General features: G+C 71.1%; 17 protein-coding genes. 10 read left to right on the top strand and 7 right to left on the bottom strand.

The features are described from left to right. Positions 1-95: 95 nt before the first annotated feature. From fabI to ACWC24_RS39010, 3 genes are all read right to left on the bottom strand, one after another. On the bottom strand, positions 96-863 hold the full coding sequence (fabI, locus tag ACWC24_RS39020) for an enoyl-ACP reductase FabI (RefSeq protein WP_450667653.1): 768 nt from the start codon (positions 861-863) through the stop codon (positions 96-98). A gap of 5 nt (positions 864-868) precedes the next feature. Next, positions 869-1,588 carry a 3-oxoacyl-[acyl-carrier-protein] reductase gene (fabG, locus tag ACWC24_RS39015; protein WP_450667652.1) on the bottom strand — a complete coding sequence of 240 codons (720 nt, stop codon included), beginning with the start codon at positions 1,586-1,588 and terminating at the stop codon, positions 869-871. Positions 1,589-1,857: 269 nt separating this feature from the next. Next, positions 1,858-2,313: an ATP-binding protein gene (locus tag ACWC24_RS39010; RefSeq protein WP_450667651.1), complete on the bottom strand. Its 456-nt coding sequence runs from the start codon at positions 2,311-2,313 to the stop codon at positions 1,858-1,860. Between the two features lie 167 nt (positions 2,314-2,480). Here ACWC24_RS39010 and ACWC24_RS39005 point away from each other — a divergent pair, with 167 nt between their 5' ends. From ACWC24_RS39005 to tyrS, 5 genes are all read left to right on the top strand, one after another. After that, complete coding sequence (locus ACWC24_RS39005; RefSeq protein ID WP_450667650.1) at positions 2,481-3,326, top strand: helix-turn-helix domain-containing protein; 846 nt, start codon at positions 2,481-2,483, stop codon at positions 3,324-3,326. Further along, complete coding sequence (locus ACWC24_RS39000) at positions 3,323-3,523, top strand: DUF397 domain-containing protein (RefSeq protein WP_450667649.1); 201 nt, start codon at positions 3,323-3,325, stop codon at positions 3,521-3,523. The genes ACWC24_RS39005 and ACWC24_RS39000 overlap by 4 nt, the downstream gene beginning before the upstream one ends. A gap of 92 nt (positions 3,524-3,615) precedes the next feature. Further along, a complete protein-coding gene (locus ACWC24_RS38995; protein ID WP_450667648.1) occupies positions 3,616-5,139 on the top strand; it encodes a TldD/PmbA family protein in 1,524 nt (507 codons plus the stop codon). Between the two features lie 82 nt (positions 5,140-5,221). Beyond that, entirely contained in the window at positions 5,222-6,616 is a 1,395-nt protein-coding gene (locus ACWC24_RS38990) for a metallopeptidase TldD-related protein (protein ID WP_450667647.1), read from the top strand. 73 nt (positions 6,617-6,689) lie between these two features. Then, complete coding sequence (tyrS, locus tag ACWC24_RS38985) at positions 6,690-7,958, top strand: tyrosine--tRNA ligase (RefSeq protein ID WP_450667646.1); 1,269 nt, start codon at positions 6,690-6,692, stop codon at positions 7,956-7,958. Between the two features lie 115 nt (positions 7,959-8,073). Here tyrS and ACWC24_RS38980 read toward each other — a convergent pair whose 3' ends face one another. After that, positions 8,074-8,352 (bottom strand): GlsB/YeaQ/YmgE family stress response membrane protein, encoded by a 279-nt coding sequence (locus tag ACWC24_RS38980; RefSeq protein WP_450667645.1) that lies wholly within the window; start codon positions 8,350-8,352, stop codon positions 8,074-8,076. Between the two features lie 234 nt (positions 8,353-8,586). Between ACWC24_RS38980 and ACWC24_RS38975 the strand changes: the two genes are divergently transcribed. Then, positions 8,587-8,964 carry a DUF3099 domain-containing protein gene (locus ACWC24_RS38975; protein ID WP_450667644.1) on the top strand — a complete coding sequence of 126 codons (378 nt, stop codon included), beginning with the start codon at positions 8,587-8,589 and terminating at the stop codon, positions 8,962-8,964. Between the two features lie 187 nt (positions 8,965-9,151). Further along, positions 9,152-9,370 (top strand): hypothetical protein, encoded by a 219-nt coding sequence (locus ACWC24_RS38970; RefSeq protein WP_162469184.1) that lies wholly within the window; start codon positions 9,152-9,154, stop codon positions 9,368-9,370. A 60-nt stretch (positions 9,371-9,430) separates the two neighbouring features. Here ACWC24_RS38970 and moaA read toward each other — a convergent pair whose 3' ends face one another. From moaA to ACWC24_RS38955, 3 genes are all read right to left on the bottom strand, one after another. Further along, a complete protein-coding gene (gene moaA / locus ACWC24_RS38965; RefSeq protein WP_450667643.1) occupies positions 9,431-10,420 on the bottom strand; it encodes a GTP 3',8-cyclase MoaA in 990 nt (329 codons plus the stop codon). 181 nt (positions 10,421-10,601) lie between these two features. Next, entirely contained in the window at positions 10,602-12,230 is a 1,629-nt protein-coding gene (locus ACWC24_RS38960) for a solute symporter family protein (RefSeq protein WP_450667642.1), read from the bottom strand. Further along, on the bottom strand, positions 12,227-12,583 hold the full coding sequence (locus ACWC24_RS38955; RefSeq protein WP_351618481.1) for a DUF485 domain-containing protein: 357 nt from the start codon (positions 12,581-12,583) through the stop codon (positions 12,227-12,229). The genes ACWC24_RS38960 and ACWC24_RS38955 overlap by 4 nt, the downstream gene beginning before the upstream one ends. Before the next feature lie 262 nt (positions 12,584-12,845). Between ACWC24_RS38955 and ACWC24_RS38950 the strand changes: the two genes are divergently transcribed. The 3 genes from ACWC24_RS38950 to ACWC24_RS38940 all read left to right on the top strand — a co-directional run bounded on the left by ACWC24_RS38950 (position 12,846) and on the right by ACWC24_RS38940 (position 16,999). Further along, positions 12,846-14,375 carry a S8 family peptidase gene (locus tag ACWC24_RS38950; protein WP_450667641.1) on the top strand — a complete coding sequence of 510 codons (1,530 nt, stop codon included), beginning with the start codon at positions 12,846-12,848 and terminating at the stop codon, positions 14,373-14,375. 131 nt (positions 14,376-14,506) lie between these two features. Continuing rightward, positions 14,507-15,874: a CoA transferase gene (locus ACWC24_RS38945; protein WP_450667640.1), complete on the top strand. Its 1,368-nt coding sequence runs from the start codon at positions 14,507-14,509 to the stop codon at positions 15,872-15,874. A gap of 108 nt (positions 15,875-15,982) precedes the next feature. Then, complete coding sequence (locus ACWC24_RS38940; protein ID WP_450667639.1) at positions 15,983-16,999, top strand: CopD family protein; 1,017 nt, start codon at positions 15,983-15,985, stop codon at positions 16,997-16,999. Positions 17,000-17,086: the final 87 nt, after the last annotated feature.

Raw genomic sequence — 17,086 nt, 5'->3', positions numbered from 1 at the left:
CAGGCCTGGTCGAAGGGGCCGAACGGGTGACGCCCCGCCCCCCGCGCGCTGCGGGGAACGGGGCGTCGACGTCGTACGGGACGACGTACGAAGGATCACGCACCGATGGCGTGCAGACCGCCGTCCACGTGGACGATCTCACCGGTGGTCTTCGGGAACCAGTCGCTCAGCAGTGCGACGACGCCCTTGCCGGCCGGCTCCGGGTCCTTGAGGTCCCACTCCAGCGGGGAGCGGCTGTCCCACACGGAGGCCAGATCGCTGAAGCCCGGGATGGACTTGGCGGCCATGGAGCCGAGCGGGCCCGCGGAGACGAGGTTGCAGCGGATGTTCTGCTTGCCCAGGTCGCGCGCGATGTAGCGGCTGGTGGCCTCCAGGGCGGCCTTGGCCGGGCCCATCCAGTCGTACTGCGGCCACGCGAACGAGGCGTCGAAGGTGAGGCCGACGACCGAGCCGCCGTTCTGCATCAGCGGCAGGCAGGCCATGGTCAGCGACTTCAGCGAGAACGCCGAGACGTGCATGGCGGTGGACACCGACTCGAACGGCGTGTTGAGGAAGTTGCCGCCGAGCGCGTCCTGCGGCGCGAAGCCGATGGAGTGCACGACGCCGTCGAGGCCGCCGAGCTCCTCGCCGACGACGTCGGCCAGCCGGGCGAGGTGCTCCTCGTTCGTGACGTCCAGCTCGATGACCTTGGCAGGCTTCGGCAGCTTCCTGGCGATGCGCTCGGTCAGGGTGGGGCGCGGGAACGCGGTCAGGATGACCTCGGCGCCCTCCTCCTGGGCCAGCCGGGCGGCGTGGAAGGCGATCGAGGCCTCCGTCAGCACACCGGTGATCAGGATGCGCTTGCCCTCGAGAATTCCGCTCATGGTGATCAGTGACCCATTCCCAGTCCGCCGTCAACGGGGATGACGGCTCCAGTGATGTACGAAGCGTCGTCCGAGGCGAGGAACCGCACCGTCGCGGCGATCTCCTCCGGCTGCGCGTACCGGCCGAGCGGGACCTGCGAGACGATGCCCGCGCGCTGCTCGTCGGTGAGCACCTTGGTCATGTCGGTGTCGACGAAACCGGGCGCGACGACGTTGAAGGTGATGTTGCGCGAGCCCAGCTCACGGGCGAGCGAGCGCGCGAAGCCGACCAGGGCGGCCTTGGAGGCGGCGTAGTTGGCCTGTCCGGCGGAGCCGAGCAGTCCGACCACCGACGAGATGAGGACGACCCGGCCCTTCTTGGCCCGCAGCATGGCGCGGTTGGCGCGCTTGACCACGCGGAAGGTGCCGGTGAGGTTGGTGTCGACGACCGAGGTGAAGTCCTCCTCGGACATGCGCATCAGGAGCTGGTCCTTGGTGACGCCGGCGTTGGCGATCAGCACCTCCACCGGGCCGTGCGCGGCCTCGATCTCCTTGTAGGCCTGCTCCACCTGCTCGGTGTCGGTGATGTCGCACTTGACGGCCAGGCAGCCCAGCTCGGTCAGCGCGGCCGGCGGCTCGCCCGACCGGTACGTGATGGCGACCTTGTCGCCGGCATCGGCGAACGCGCGGGCGATGGCGAGGCCGATGCCCCGGTTTCCTCCGGTGACGAGAACCGAGCGGCTCAACGGATCACCCTTTCCGTAGGGGTTTGACACACCCGCCCGAACGAATTGGACCACAGGCGGCTTCACCGAAAACCTATCGGTAGGGGCCTGCCCGCAAGGAAGCGGGCACCGACAGTGGCTCCCCTTGAGTCATGTCGGGTTCCTACAGTGCACCGATCAAGCGGTCAGGCCTGCGGACCTGGTGCGCAGACGAGACCCGGCCACCCCGACGGCCGTCGGCATCCACCGCCCGGGAGAGAACATCGGTGACCCATGGTAGCCACATGGGTTCATTCGGGTGACCGGCCCGACAGTCCGCACTCCGCCCACACGGTCTTCCCCGGACCCGGGCGCGCGTCGGCACCCCAGCGCACGGCCACGGCCGCCACGACGAGCAGGCCCCTCCCACCGTCCGCGTCCGCGGGATCCGCGCCCGGCCGCCGGGGCTCCGGGCGCCCCGGGTGGGTGTCGGACACCTCGACGCGCACGACCGCGGCGGTACGGTCGCAGCGCAGCCGCAGTTCGAAGTCCCGTCCGGGGACCCGGCCGTGCAGCACGGCGTTGGCGGCGAGTTCGGCGACGACGAGGGCGACGGTGTCGGACACCGGGCTGCCGTACGGAACGCCCCAGACGTCGAGTCGGTGCGTGGCCAGCCTGCGGGCGAGTCTCGCCCCGCGCCGGGTGGCGGAGAACCGTTGGGCGAACACACTTACGGTAACGGCCTCTTGGGCCTGCGGTACGGGCATGCGGCCAAGGTTCCGGCCCCCGTCACTCCACCAACAGGCACGACACCCATACAGACGCTCTTGTATCGGTGCACACTCTGGACCGGGTGGGTAACTCTCCGTGACTCTTGGCTGACACGGCCGGTTCAGCGGGGCGGCAAGGGCGTGAACACAGGAGGCGCGCGGAGATGACGGCAGACCATGGCGGCGGCACGAACACCGAACCCGAACTGTCCGACAGCCTCAAGACCTACGGCGCGGTCCTGAAGGCGTTGCGGGAGGAATCCGGCCTGACCCAGGAGGAGTTCGCCCTGCGGGTGCGGTACTCGGCCGCGTACGTCGCCAAGATCGAGCAGGGCAAGAGGTTCCCGCCGGCCGATCTGCCCGCACGGGCGGAGGGGGTGCTGGGGCCGGTCGCCCTCAAGGTACTCGGCGCGGCGGCGAGAAGCCTGAGCAGGCGGGCGGGACTGGCTTCATGGTTCCGGCAGTGGGCGGGGATCGAGGAGGAGGCGATCTCCTTGTATGCGTACGAATGCCGGGCGGTTCCGGGGTTGTTGCAGCCGGAGGAGTACGCGCGGGCGGTGTTCGAGCGTCAGCTGCCGCCGTTCACCGAGGAGCAGATCGACCACAGGGTGGCGGCCCGCCTCGAACGCCAGACGTTACTGGCCGGGCGACCGAACACCGCGTTCACGTTCATCATCGAGCAGGCCGTCCTGGAACGCGGAGTGGGTGGCACACCGGTCACCAGGACCGTCATCGACCACCTGCTGGACGTCGGGCAGCGGACCAACGTCGAGATCCAGATCATGCCTCTGCGTCAGGAGGATCACTGCGGAACCGATGGTCAGCTGTACCTGGCCGAGACGCCTGGACACCAGTGGTTCGGTTACACAGAGGGGCATCGGTCTAGCACTCTGATCGCCGATCCCGGTGAGGTCAGCGTCCTCCATCAGCGCTATGGCAAGCTGCGTTCCCAGGCCCTGGATTGCCGGGCTACGGTGAACCTGCTGGTACAGATGCGAGGAGTGCTATGAGCATCACCCCCGAGCTGAGCTGGTTCAAGAGCAGCTACAGCGGCGGAGACGGCGACAACTGCATCGAGGTCGCCATTCACCCCGAAGCCGTCCGCGTCCGTGACTCCAAGGACAAGGCGATCCGTCCCCTCGTCGTCACGCCGAGCGCCTGGGCGGCGTTCACCGCGCTCGCGGCGCGCTCCACATCGGGCGACTGAGTCGACATCAGACGTGATGTTCGTGGGAGGGTACGGGAGTTGGCCCCGTACCCTCCCACTGTTCCGCGAGAAGCTCGAAGGGATCCCCATCCGTGCCCCATGAAATCGATCAGTCATTTCTGGCGCTGCCGCTCAGGGCCCTCGCCGACGCCGCGCTCGCGCGGGCGCGTGCGCTCGGCGCGCAGCACGCGGACTTCCGGTTCGAGCGGGTGCGCAGCGCGTCGTGGCGGCTGCGGGACGCGAAGCCGTCGGGGTCGTCCGACACCACGGACCTCGGGTACTCGGTGCGGGTCGTGCACGGCGGCACGTGGGGGTTCGCGTCGGGCGTCGATCTGACGATGGACGCGGCGGCCAAGGTCGCCTCCCAGGCGGTGGCGATGGCCAAGCTCTCCGCCCAGGTGCTCAGGGCGGCCGGGTCGGACGAGCTGGTCGAGCTCGCCGACGAGCCCGTGCACGCGGAGAAGACCTGGGTCTCGTCGTACGAGATCGATCCGTTCGGCGTGCCCGACGAGGAGAAGGCGGGGCTGCTGGCGCAGTGGAGCGGGCAGCTGCTGGCGGCGCCCGGCGTCAACCACGTCGACGCCTCGCTGCTCACCGTGCACGAGAACAAGTTCTACGCGGACACCGCCGGGACCGTCACCACGCAGCAGCGGGTGCGGCTGCATCCGCAGCTGACCGCGGTGTCGGTGGACGAGTCGAGCGGCGAGTTCGACTCGATGCGGACGATCGCGCCGCCCGTGGGCCGCGGCTGGGAGTACCTGACCGGCACGGGCTGGGACTGGGAGTCGGAGCTGGCGCAGCTGCCTGAGCTGCTGGCGGAGAAGATGCGGGCGCCCAGTGTCGAGCCGGGGCTGTACGACCTGGTCGTCGACCCGTCCAACCTGTGGCTGACGATCCACGAGTCCATCGGGCACGCGACCGAGCTGGACCGCGCGCTCGGCTACGAGGCCGCGTACGCCGGTACCTCGTTCGCCACCTTCGACCAGCTCGGCACGTTGCGGTACGGCTCGCCGCAGATGAACGTCACCGGTGACCGGACCGCCGAGCACGGCCTGGCGACCGTCGGGTACGACGACGAGGGCGTCGAGGCGCAGTCCTGGGACCTGGTGAAGGACGGCACCCTGGTCGGCTACCAGCTGGACCGGCGGACCGCCCGGCTGACCGGGTTCGAGCGGTCCAACGGGTGCGCGTTCGCCGACTCGCCGGGCCATGTGCCCGTGCAGCGCATGGCCAACGTGTCGCTGCGGCCCGATCCCGCGGGGATGTCCACGGAGGACCTGATCGGCGGTGTCGACCGGGGCATCTACGTCGTCGGGGACCGGTCCTGGTCCATCGACATGCAGCGGTACAACTTCCAGTTCACCGGGCAGCGCTTCTTCAAGATCGAGAACGGGCGGATCACCGGCCAGCTGCGGGAGGTCGCCTACCAGGCCACGACCACCGACTTCTGGGGGTCCATGGAGGCCGTCGGCGGCCCGCAGACGTATGTCCTCGGCGGCGCGTTCAACTGCGGCAAGGCCCAGCCCGGCCAGGTCGCGGCCGTCTCCCACGGCTGCCCGTCCGCCCTGTTCCGTGGCGTCAACATCCTCAACACCACGCAGGAGGCCGGCCGATGAGCGCCCGCATCCGGATCGGCCGGGGGGCCGGGGGTTGCCCCCCGGGCAAGCACAGTCTCAACACCACGCAGGAGGCCGGCCGATGAGCGCCCGTACGAGCAAGCCGCACGAGGTCGTCGAGCGGGCCTTGGCGCTGTCCCGTGCCGACGGGTGTGTCGTCATCGCCGACGAGCACTCCACCGCCAACCTGCGCTGGGCGGGCAACGCGCTCACCACGAACGGGGTCACGCGCGGGCGTACGCTCACGGTGATCGCGACCGTCGACGGCAAGGAGGGCACCGCCTCCGGTGTGGTGTCGCGGTCCGCCGTGACGGCGCAGGAGTTGGAGCCGCTGGTGCGGGCCGCCGAGGCCGCCGCGCGCGCCGCGGGGCCGGCCGAGGACGCGCAGCCGCTGGTCACGAGCGTGCCGGAGGCCCCCGGCTTCACCGAGGCGCCGGTGGAGACCTCCTCCGCGGTGTTCGCCGACTTCGCCCCGGCGCTCGGGGAGTCGTTCGCCCGCGCGCGGGCGGGCGGACGCGAGCTGTACGGCTTCGCCAACCACGAACTGGTGTCGACCTATCTCGGTACGTCGACGGGGCTGCGCCTGCGGCACGACCAGCCCACCGGGACGCTGGAGGTCAACGCCAAGTCGCCGGACCGTACCCGGTCGGCCTGGGCCGGACGGTCGACCCGGGACTTCAAGGACGTGGACCCCGCCGCGCTGGACGCGGAGCTGGCCGTACGGCTGGGCTGGGCGGAGCGCCGGGTGGCGCTGCCCGCGGGCCGCTACGAGACGCTGCTGCCGCCGACCGCGGTCGCCGACCTGCTGATCTACCAGATGTGGTCGGCGTCGGGGCGGGACGCGACCGAGGGGCGGACGGTGTTCTCCAAGCCGGGCGGCGGCACCCGTCTGGGCGACCGGCTGTCGGAACTGCCGCTGACCCTGCGCAGCGACCCGAACGAGCCCGGCCTGGAGACCGCGCCCTTCGTGATCGCGCACTCCTCGCACGGCGACCAGTCGGTGTTCGACAACGGGCTGCCGGTCCGGGCGACCGAATGGGTCGGGGCGGGAGAGCTGAAGAACCTCACGACCACCCGCCACAGTGCCGGCCTGACCGGGCTGCCGGTGGCGCCGGCGATCGACAACCTGATCCTGGACGGGGGCGCGGACCGCTCGCTGGAGGAGATGGTCGCGGACACCGGGCGGGGGCTGCTGCTGACCTGTCTCTGGTACATCCGCGAGGTCGATCCGGCGACCCTGCTGCTCACGGGTCTGACCCGGGACGGCGTCTACCTGGTCGAGAACGGCGAGGTGACCGGCGAGGTCAACAATTTCCGGTTCAACGAGTCTCCGGTCGACCTGCTGGGGCGGGCGACGGAGGCGGGGCGCACCGAAAAGACGCTGCCTCGCGAGTGGAGCGACTGGTTCACTAGGGCTGCGATGCCCGCGCTGCGGGTGCCGGACTTCAATATGAGCTCTGTCAGCCAGGGCGTATAACCTCGTAGCCACGGCTGTCGTGCGACGGCCGTGGCTACGACGCCCGAAGAACGTCCAAGGAGATACGAGAACCGTGACGGACATCGTCGACGAGCTGAAGTGGCGGGGCCTGTTCGCCCTGTCCACCGACGAAGAGGCTTTGCGCAAGGCGCTCGCGGACGGTCCCGTCACGTTCTATTGCGGTTTCGACCCGACCGCGGCGAGCCTGCACGTCGGCCACCTGGTGCAGGTGCTCACCATGCGCCGGCTCCAGCGGGCGGGCCTGCGTCCGCTGGCCCTGGTCGGCGGCGCGACGGGGCAGATCGGCGACCCGCGCCCGACGGCCGAGCGCACGCTGAACGACCCGGAGACGGTCGCGAACTGGGTGACCCGGCTGCGCTCGCAGATCGAGCCGTTCCTGTCCTTCGAGGGCGACAACGCCGCGGTCATGGTGAACAACCTGGACTGGACGGCCGGACTGTCGGCCATCGAGTTCCTGCGGGACATCGGCAAGCACTTCCGCGTCAACAAGATGCTCACCAAGGACTCCGTGGCCCGGCGCCTGGAGTCCGAGGAGGGCATCAGCTACACGGAGTTCAGCTACCAGCTCCTCCAGGGCATGGACTTCCTGGAGCTGTACCGGCGCCACGGCTGCACCTTGCAGCAGGGCGGCAGCGACCAGTGGGGCAACCTCACCGCGGGTCTCGATCTGATCCACCGCCTGGAGCCGCACGCCCAGGTACACGCGCTGGCGACGCCGCTGATGGTCAAGGCGGACGGCACCAAGTTCGGCAAGACCGAGGGCGGCGCCATCTGGCTCGACCCCGAGATGACGACGCCGTACGCGTTCTACCAGTTCTGGCTGAACGTGGACGACCGGGACATCTCGACGTACATGCGGATCCTGTCCTTCCGATCCCCTGCGGAGCTGGAGGAGCTGGAGCAGCAGACCGCCGAGCGTCCGCAGGCGCGCGCCGCCCAGCGTGCGCTGGCCGAGGAGCTGACGACCCTGGTGCACGGCGCCGACCAGACGGCCGCCGTGATCGCCGCGTCCAAGGCGCTGTTCGGGCAGGGCGAGCTGACGGACCTGGACGCCCGGACGCTGGCCGCGGCCCTGTCCGAGGTGCCGCACATCAAGGTCGGCGCGCTCGGGCCGGTCGTGGACCTGTTCGCCGAGGTCGGGCTGGTGGCCAGCAAGTCGGCCGCCCGCCGCACGGTCAAGGAGGGCGGCGCCTACGTGAACAACGTCAAGGTCGCCGCCGAGGACGCGGTCCCCGCTCCCGAGGACCTGCTGCACGGGCGCTGGCTGGTGCTGCGCCGGGGTAAGAAGAACCTGGCGGCCGTCGAGGTCGAGGCCGGCTGATCTTCCCGGCCGGCCGGGCCGGACCGGGCGAAGGGGTGGCTTCCCGTGCGGGAAGCCACCCCTTCGCCGTGCGCGCCCCGGCGATCGACCTCGCCGGGGCCGCCGGGCCCGTCCCTCAGACTCGTTGCTTTCTGCCGCCCCGCAGGGACATGTACGCCATGTCGCCGACGGCGACGATGATGATCGCGGCCACCAGCTGGAACAGGTGCCGGGTCCAGTCGATGCCGGGGGTCTGGGCGACCCCGAGTCCGCGGGCGATCGCGTTGCCGGCGACGGCGCCGAGGATGCCGAAGATGGTGGTCAGCCACAGGGGGCTGTGCTGCTTGCCCGGGATGACCGCCTTGGCGATCAGGCCCAGCACGAACCCCACGATGATGGCCCACAACCAGCCCATGACTGCCTCCTCGCACAACTTGACGTGAGCAGTACGGTCAGTGTCCGCCCGCCCCTCGTACGGCGCATGTCGGGTCCGGTCGTACAGGGGACGGCGCAGGTGGATCGCCCGGACGGGACGCGCCCCGGTCTCGAAGGCGGCGCAGCCGCGGCGTAACGTGGAAGCTGTTCGGACCCGGTTTTCCGGCCGGGCGGCGGCCTGGGAGAGTCCGATGCGGGCGGATGGTGGAATGTGATGCGGAAGCTGCACGGTGGGGGCGACGTAGAGGTCTTCCGGATCACCGGAGCGCGCCGGAGCCTCCAGGACGACGTGCGCGGCCGGCAGCGCCGGTACGTCATCTCGATGACCATCCGCACCCTGTCGGTGATCCTCGCGGCCACCCTGTGGGGCGTGGAACGGCACGTCGCGATCGTGGCGCTGGTCCTGGGCGCGGTCCTGCCCTACATCGCGGTGGTCGTCGCCAACGCCGGGCGGGAGAACGCGCCTTCGCTGCCGACGACGTTCGTGACCTTGCCGACGCCGCCGATGATCGAGCCGCCGTCGGCGCGGGAGGAGTCCGCGGAATCCGTCCCGGAGGACGCGGCGGGCGATCGCACTGAGCGTCAGCCATGAGCACGCTGTGCGCCAAGCTCAAGAAAAGCTCAGATCTATCCTGCTGTTCCGGCTCCCGACGGCCGGTTACCCGTGACATACTTCGTACGCGCTCCGCATCCCCCGTCGGAGCGACAGACCGACGCCGGGCAGCTCCCCCCGTGGCTGCTCGGCGTCGCCTTGTGTGCGCACCTGTGAGATGACATCCGTGAGTGACGAGACCCCTGTCTGTTCCGCGAAGGGCTGCCGCGCCGACGCCGTGTGGGTCCTGGCGTGGAACAACCCGAAGATCCACACCCCGGAGCGGCGCAAGACCTGGCTCGCGTGCGACGAGCACCGTGAGCATCTGTCCCAGTTCCTGGGGGTGCGGGGTTTCCTCAAGGACGTGGTGAAGTTCGCGGAGTGGACCGCGCCCGAGGGCGCCTGACCTTCCGCCCGGCCTTCGGGCCGCCCCCGGGCCGCGGCGCTCGGGTCCCGCGTGTTACGGTCAGCCGCCGATCGCGGACATCGGGCGCTCGGGCTGGAGGAACGAGGGGTCGTCCAGACCCGATCCGGCCTTCTTGCCCCACATCGCCAGCCGCCAGATCCGGGCGATCTCCTCGTCGGGGGCACCGCCGCGCAGTGCGGCACGCAGGTCGGTCTCCTCGGTGGCGAACAGACAGGTGCGGACCTGGCCGTCGGCGGTGAGCCGGGTACGGTCGCAGGCCGCGCAGAACGGCCGGGTGACGGAGGCGATGACGCCGACGCGGTGCGGTCCGCCGTCGACGATCCAGCGTTCGGCCGGGGCCGAGCCGCGCTCCTCGGAGCCCTCGGCGGTCAGTTCGAACCGAGTGCGCAGCGAGGCGAGGATGTCGCCCGCGGTCACCATGCCCTCGCGCTTCCAGCCGTGCTGGGCGTCCAGGGGCATCTGCTCGATGAAGCGCAGTTCGTAGCCGTGTTCCATCGCCCAGGCGAGCAGGTCCGGGGCCTCGTCGTCGTTCAGGCCCGGCATCAGTACGGCGTTGATCTTGACGGGGAGCAGACCGGCCTCGGCGGCGGCGGCCAGGCCCGCGACGACGTCGTGGTGGCGGTCCCGGCGGGTCAGGGTCTTGAAGACGTCGGGGCGCAGGGTGTCCAGCGAGACGTTCACCCGGTCCAGGCCCGCGGTCTTCAGGGCCTCGGCGGTGCGGCGCAGGCCGATGCCGTTGGTGGTGAGGGACATCCGGGGGCGGGGGGTGAGGGCCGCGACCCGCTCGACTATGCCGACCAGGCCGGGGCGCAGCAGGGGCTCGCCGCCGGTGAAACGGACCTCCTCGATGCCGAGCGAGGTGACCGCGACGTCGATCAGGCGGACGATCTCGTCGTCGGTGAGCAGGTCGGGCTTGGACAGCCACTGCAGGCCCTCCTCGGGCATGCAGTAGGCGCAGCGCAGGTTGCACCGGTCGGTGAGCGAGACCCTCAGGTCGGTGGCCACTCGGCCGTAGGTGTCGATGAGCACGTGGGCCCCCTCCCTCGTCGCGGATCGGATCCAGTTCCGTCACCTTGAGCCTACGTGACGTCGCCGACAACACCGGTTGCCGATCCCGCCGGGCACGAGGCGCACACATCGTAGGACCGCACGGAACGGCCGCGTCGCAGGACGTTGCGGGCCCTGCGACGCGGCCGTGGACTCGTGCCGGTCAGTGCGCTCCGGTGCCGGTCAGCGACCGGACCTCCAGTTCGGCGTACTTGCCGGAGTCGGGGGTCTCCTTGGACAGCAGGGTGCCGACGACACCGAGCAGGAAACCGACCGGGATCGAGATGATGCCCGGGTTCTCCAGCGGGAACCAGTGGAAGTCGACGTCCGGGAACATCGACGTGGGCTTGCCCGAGACGACCGGCGAGAACAGCACCAGGCCGACCGCCGTGACCAGGCCGCCGTAGATCGACCACAGCGCCCCGGAGGTGGTGAACCGCTTCCAGAAGAGGCTGTAGAGGATGGTCGGCAGGTTGGCGGAGGCGGCGACCGCGAAGGCGAGGGCGACCAGGCCGGCCACGTTCAGGTCGCGGGCGAGGGCGCCGAGCACGATGGAGACGGCCCCGATCCCGACGGTCGCCCAGCGGGCCGCGCCGATCTCCTGCTTCTCGGTGGCGGTGCCCTTCTTGATGACGTTGGCGTAGATGTCGTGGGCGAAGGACGAGGAGGAGGCCAGGGTCAGACCGGCGACGACCGCGAGGATCGTGGCGAAGGCGACTGCCGAGATGGTCGCCAACAGGATCGCGCCCCAGGTGGAGTCGACGCCGCCGAGATGGAGCGCCAGCAGCGGGGCGGCGGTGTTGCCCGCCTTGTTGGAGGCGATGATCTCGTCGGGCTTGATGAGCGCGGCGGCGCCGAAGCCGAGGGCGAGGGTCATCAGGTAGAAGGCGCCGATCAGGCCGATCGCCCAGATCACGGACTTGCGGGCGGCCTTGGCGGTGGGGACCGTGTAGAAGCGGATCAGGATGTGCGGCAGGCCGGCGGTGCCGAGGACCAGGGCGATGCCGAGCGAGATGAAGTCGAGCTTGGTGGTGCCCGTGGCGCCGTACTTCAGTCCGGGCTCCAGGAAGGCCGTGCCCTTGCCGCTGTTGTCGGCGGCCGAGCCGAGCAGGTCCGAGATGTTGAAGTGGAACTTCAGCAGGACCAGGAAGGTCAGCAGCAGGGCGCCCGCGATGAGCAGGACCGCCTTGACCATCTGGACCCAGGTGGTGCCCTTCATGCCGCCGATGGTGACGTACACGATCATCAGGACGCCGACCAGGGCGACGATGCCGATCTTGCCGCCGTCGCTGGTGATGCCGAGCAGCAGCGAGACCAGGACGCCGGCGCCCGCCATCTGCGCCAGCAGGTAGAAGATCGACACGACGATGGTGGAGGTGCCGGCCGCCGTGCGGACCGGGCGCTGGCACATGCGGTACGCCAGGACGTCGCCCATCGTGTAGCGGCCGGAGTTGCGCAGCGGTTCGGCCACCAGGAGCAGGGCGACCAGCCAGGCGACCAGGAAGCCGATGGAGTACAGGAAGCCGTCGTAGCCGAAGAGGGCGATCGCGCCCGCGATGCCGAGGAAGGACGCGGCGGACATGTAGTCGCCGGAGACGGCGAGTCCGTTCTGGAAGGCGGTGAACTGGCGTCCGCCGGCGTAGAAGTCGGCGGCGTCCTTGGTCTGGCGGCCCGCCCAGACGGTGATGACGAGGGTCGCGGCGACGAAGACCGCGAACAGGGTGATGATCAGCGGCCGGTGCTCGCTCGCCTCGCCCGCGGCGAGGTGTACGTGGGTGATCGCGGGGCTCATGCGCCGCCCTCCATCCGGGACTTGATGGCGTCGGCCTTGGGGTCGAGCCGGTCGGCGGCGTGCCGCGCGGTCCACCAGGCGATGAGGAAGGTGGTGAGGAACTGGGCGAGACCCAGCACCAGGGCCACGTTGACGTTGCCGAACAGCTTGGTGCCCATGAAGTCGCCCGCGTAGTTCGACAGCAGGACGAACAGCAGGTACCAGGCGATGAAGGCGACGGTCAGCGGGAAGGCGAACGAGCGGTAGGAGCGGCGGAGCTCACCGAACTCTGCGCTCTCCTGCACCGCGACGAACTCCTCTGTGGAGGGCAGCCGGTGTTCGGTTTTCGAAGGGGGCGGTGCGTCCGTGGCCACGGAGTCTCCTCGCGTTGCTGGTGCGTTGACGTCGGTGAACGACAGGCACGGGCGGGCGGTCGCCCTCCCGCGTCCTGTTCGAGGTCACGGCGCCCGTCCGGACGCGGTTCAACCCGGTGCGCTTATTTCCCAAGTCGTCCACGAAAGTCATTGCTGGCCAAGGAGTCCGGAAGATAGCTTCACTCTGCACCACCCGTCATGTACCTGCCCGAGCACGACCTGTGTCTCGGGCGGTTTTGTTTCCGGATGATGTGGAGATCCCATGGCTCATCTGCGTTCAAGTCGTCGGCTCGCCCTTGCCGTGCCGGTCGTGCTGTCCCTGACCGCCTCGCTCGGCTTCCTGCCGGCGGCGGCCTCGGCCGCGCCGCGCACGCAGTCCGTGGCCCAGGCGGCCGACGCGGGGACCTTCGCGTACGTCGTCAACACCAAGGTGGACCACCGTACGATCGCGTCGGTCGAGAAGGCGGTCGCCGCGGCCGGCGGCACCGTCGTCGTGACGTACGACAAGATCGGTGTGATCGTCGCCCACTCCTCGAACCCGGGCTTCGCCGCGCAGATCCGCAAGGTGCACGGGGTGCAGTCGGCGGGCGCGACGCGCACCTCGCCGGTCACCGCGGAGGGCACTACGGACGAGGGGGCGGTCCAGTACCTGTCCAAGGCGGAGGCCGCGAAGGTGGCCGCGAGCAGCACGGCCGCCGGCCAGGAGCCCCTCGAGGCCGACCAGTGGGACCTGCGCGCGATAGGCGCCGACAAGGCCGCCACGATCAACCCGGGCAGCCGGAAGGTGACCGTCGCCGTCATCGACACCGGCGTGGACGACACCCACCCCGACATAGCCCCGAACTTCTCCGCCTCGCAGTCCGCGAACTGCGTGAGCGGCAAGCCGGACACGACGTACGGCGCCTGGCGGCCGGTCGACGCCGACCACTACCACGGCACCCACGTGGCGGGCGAGATAGCCGCGGCGCGCAACGGCATCGGGGTCGCGGGCGTCGCCCCCGGGGTGAAGGTCGCGAGCATCACGGTGGCCCAGCCGGACGCGAACAGCCTGTTCTACCCGGAGAGCGTGGTGTGCGCGTTCGTCTTCGCCGCCGATCACGGTGTGGAGGTCACCAACAACAGCTATTACATCGACCCCTGGCTGTACAACTGCATGGACGACCCGGACCAGAAGGCCATCGTCGACGCGGTCAACAGGGCGCAGCTCTACGCCCGTTCGAAGGGCACGCTGAACGTGGCCTCGGCGGGCAACTCCAATGACGACCTCGACTCCAACGCGCTGGTCGACGACTCCAGCCCGGACGACTCGACCGCCGTGACCCGGACGGTCGACCCGCACAAGTGCTTCGACATCCCGACCCAGTTGCCGGGTGTCGTCACCGTGAGCGCGACGGGCGTCAAGGGCACGAAGTCGTACTACTCCAGCTACGGCGACGGTGTCGTCGACGTGGCCGGTCCGGGCGGCGACAAGTACCAGATCCCGGACACGCCGTCGGCGAACGGCCGCATCCTGTCGACGCTGCCCGACAACCAGTACGGGTTCCTCCAGGGCACCTCGATGGCCTCCCCGCACGTGGCCGCGGTGGCCGCGCTGCTGAAGTCGTCCCACCCGAACGCGACGCCCGCGACGCTCCAGGCGCTGCTCAAGGCGCAGGCGGACAACCCCGGTTGCCCGACCGCGCCGTACGACGGTGACGGCGACGGGGTCGTGGACGCGACCTGCGTGGGCGGCAAGCGCGTCAACGGCTTCTACGGCTTCGGCATCGTCAACGCGCTGCGCGCGGTGAAGTAGCTCCGGACGGAGGACTGACGGAGGACGGGCCGGGGGGTGCATCCCTCCGGCCCGTTCGTCGTCCACATCATCCGTACTTCATCCGCACTTCGGCACGTATATTGATTCGATCAATACTGCATAGTGCAGTCATGACTGGAATCAAGTACGCATGGACCGCGCTGGGCGGTGATCCCGCCCTCCTCGCGCACGGCTCGACCGTCGTACGGCACGGAGCCCTCGCGGCCCGGCTTCCGGTACGGGAGCTGGCGCGGATGTGCGTGGGCACCTGCGCGCTGGCCGCCGCCGAACTCGGCGCACGGCGGGCCGGACTGCCCCGGGTGCCCGGGGTCCACGTGGACGACGGGGCGGTGGCGACCGCGTTCGTCAGCGAACGGCACCTGCTGGTCGACGGACGGGCCCCGGTCGCCTTCGCACCGCTGTCGCGGCTGTGGCGGACCGCCGACGGCTGGGTGCGCACCCACGCCAACTACCCGCACCACCGGGCACGGTTGCTGGGTGCGTTGGGCCTCGGGGACGACGCGACCGTGGACGACGTGGCCGGTCTGCTGGCCGAGCGGTCCGCCCTGGCGGTGGAGGAGACGGTGTACGAGGCGGGCGGCCTCGCCGTCGCCCTGCGCACCGCGCGGGAGTGGGCCGCGCACCCGCAGGCGGCCGCGCTCGCCCAACGGCCGCTGGTGGAGCGCGCACGGCTGGACTCCGCGCCCGTACGCGCGCTCGCCCCGGCCGGCGGCGGTCCGCTGCGGCCCGCCGCCGGGCTGCGCGTCCTGGACCTCACCCGGGTGATCGCCGGTCCGGTCGCCACCCGCACGCTCGCCCTGCTGGGCGCCGACGTGCTGCGCGTCGACTCCCCACGGCTGCCCGAACTCCCCGACGCGCACGCCGACACGGGCTTCGGGAAGCGGTCGGCGGTACTGGACCTGACGACCGACCGGCGCGCCTTCGAGGAGCTGCTCGCGGCGGCCGACGTGGTGGTCACCGGGTACCGGCCGGGCACCCTGGACCGGTTCGGGCTCTCCCCCGAGGCGCTGGCCGAGCGCAGGCCCGGGGTGGTCGTGGCGCAACTGTCGGCGTGGGGCGCGTACGGGCCGTGGGGCCGTCGGCGCGGCTTCGACAGCCTGGTGCAGGTGGCCACCGGGATCGCGGCGACCGAGGGTTCGCCGGAGCGGCCCGGCGCGCTGCCGGCCCAGGCCCTCGACCACGGCACGGGCTATCTGCTCGCCGCGGGGGTGCTGCGGGCGCTGACCGAGCAGTCGCACGAGGGCGGCAGCCGGTTCGTCCGACTGGCGCTGGCGCGGACGGCGGCCTGGCTCACGGAGATCACACCGGGGGTGCCCGGGACCGTACCGTACGAAGGTCCACAGCCATGGCTGGCCGGGAGCGACAGCGGGATCGGGCGGCTGCGGTACGCGCTGCCGCCGGTGTCCTTCGAGGGCGGGCCTGCCGACTGGGCGCGGCCGCCTGGGCCGTGGGGCGCGGACGAGGCGCGCTGGGCGTGAGCGAGGTCGGGGCCGCACGGCCGGAGTCGCGCCGCAGGTGCGGAAGGCGACTTGTCACTTGTCCTGATGGAGTTGCCCCGTTCTGTGCGGGATGGCGACGATCCTGAAGTGACTTCGATACGACCGTTTTCCGGGGCCCCCGCCACCCGTGGGGCGAGCGGCGACGGCCGCCCCGGCAGGGGCCCGGCCGTCGCCGTGCTCGTGCTGGTGGCGCTCGGCGCGCTGATCCCCCTGCTCGGGCCGTCCGCCGCGCTGGACGGCACGGGCGAGGCCGCCGCGCCGGCCGTCGGGGGCATCGCGCTGCTGCGGACGGTGCTGTTCGGTGCGCTGTGCGTCCCGGTGGGCGAACTCTTCGCCGACCTGCTGGCCGTACGGGTGCCCGGTGCGCCCGCCGGGGCGCCGCGCGCCTGGGCCCCGTACGCGGCCGCCGCCGGATTCCTCGCGGCGCTGGCGCTCGCCTCGGTCGTCGCCACCGGCAACCTGGTGCCGGTGGGGCTCGCGCAGATCGACGTCGGCGGCCTGTACCGCTCTTACGACGGCAGGCTCGCGCTGCTGGAGGTCAACGCCTTCGCCGTGGCGGGTCTGTGCGCGCTGTCGCGCCGGCCGGGCAGCCAGGTGGTGCCGCTGGCCGCGGTGGCCGTCGCGGAGGCGCTGCGCGCGCATCCCCCGGCCGAGCACGGCGCGTCGACGGGCTCGGCGCTGACGCTCGTCCATCTCACCTGTGCCTCGCTGTGGGCGGGCGGCCTGCTGCGGGTGCTGCGCACCCTCGGGCCGTGGCGCGGGAGTGCGGCGGGCACGGCGCTGCTGGGCCGCTACGCGCGCGTGGCGGCCGTCCTGCTGGCGGTGATCACCGCGACGGGCGTGTGGAGCACGCTGCGCCGGATGCCGGCGGACACGGTCCTGGACCAGCTGACGACGACCGCCTACGGGCGCGCCCTGCTCGCCAAGGTCCTCCTCGTGGCCGCGGTCGCCGTGCTGGCCCTGTGGGCGCGGATCCGGCTGCGCCGCGCCCCCGACCCGCTGGCCGCCGCCTCCCCCGCGCGGGCCGAGGCCGTCGCGCTGGGGGTGGTGGTCGCGCTGTCGGGACTGCTGACGGCGCTGCCGCTGCCGATCCGCTGGGGCTGACCGTCGGCGGGGCGGGCCCCAAGCGGGGGGGCGCCGCCGGGGCGCGGGGGCAACAGAAAGGGGAAGGGGCGGGGAGGGGTAGATTGT

Source organism: Streptomyces sp. NPDC001443 (assembly GCF_053597355.1).
Note: the sequence above shows the minus strand (reverse complement) of the source record. Positions and strands in the feature narration are given on the sequence as shown.